We start from the raw sequence: 547 nt of genomic DNA on the forward strand, positions 1-547 counted from the left end.
GTAACAAGGTAGCCGTATCGGAAGGTGCGGCTGGATCACCTCCTTTCTAAGGAAGAAGAAGTAAGGAAGAATGTTGTCTATTGTTGAGTTATCGATAAAGGAAGTTCTTTTCGCGGGGCTCAAAGAACAGCTTTCGTTCTAAGCTCAGAAAGACTTCGCTAAGAACTCAATATTTCTGGTGGCGATGCGGTCAGGGGACACACCCGTTCCCATCTCGAACACGATGGTTAAGACCTGACCGGCCGATGGTACTGCACTGGAGACGGTGTGGGAGAGCAGGTGGCCGCCAGATTATAAAAGGAAGGGCTTATAGCTCAGCCGGTTAGAGCGCACGCCTGATAAGCGTGAGGTCGGTGGTTCGAGTCCACTTAAGCCCACTTCTTTAAAGATAATTGAATATGGGGGATTAGCTCAGTTGGGAGAGCGCCTGCCTTGCAAGCAGGAGGTCACGAGTTCGAATCTCGTATTCTCCACTTGGTTCGTAAGAACCACATGTACTTTGAAAACTGCATACAAAAATAAATCAATTCTCAAATAGAGAAAGACA

General features: G+C 47.5%; 2 tRNA genes and 1 rRNA gene. All 3 read left to right on the forward strand.

Going from position 1 to position 547, the window contains the following annotated elements:
* Window positions 1–174 precede the first annotated feature (174 nt).
* The 3 genes from rrf (at window position 175) to G4407_RS16295 (ending at window position 473) form a co-directional block, all read left to right on the forward strand.
* Window positions 175–292: ribosomal RNA gene (gene rrf / locus G4407_RS16285) — 5S ribosomal RNA — on the forward strand.
* Between the two features lie 11 nt (window positions 293–303).
* Window positions 304–377, forward strand: a tRNA-Ile gene (locus G4407_RS16290).
* A 23-nt stretch (window positions 378–400) separates the two neighbouring features.
* Window positions 401–473, forward strand: a tRNA-Ala gene (locus tag G4407_RS16295).
* The last annotated feature ends 74 nt before the right edge of the window (window positions 474–547 follow it).

Source organism: Allocoprococcus comes (genome assembly GCF_013300725.1).
In the GTDB taxonomy this organism is placed as follows: Bacteria; Bacillota; Clostridia; order Lachnospirales; family Lachnospiraceae; genus Allocoprococcus; species Allocoprococcus comes_A.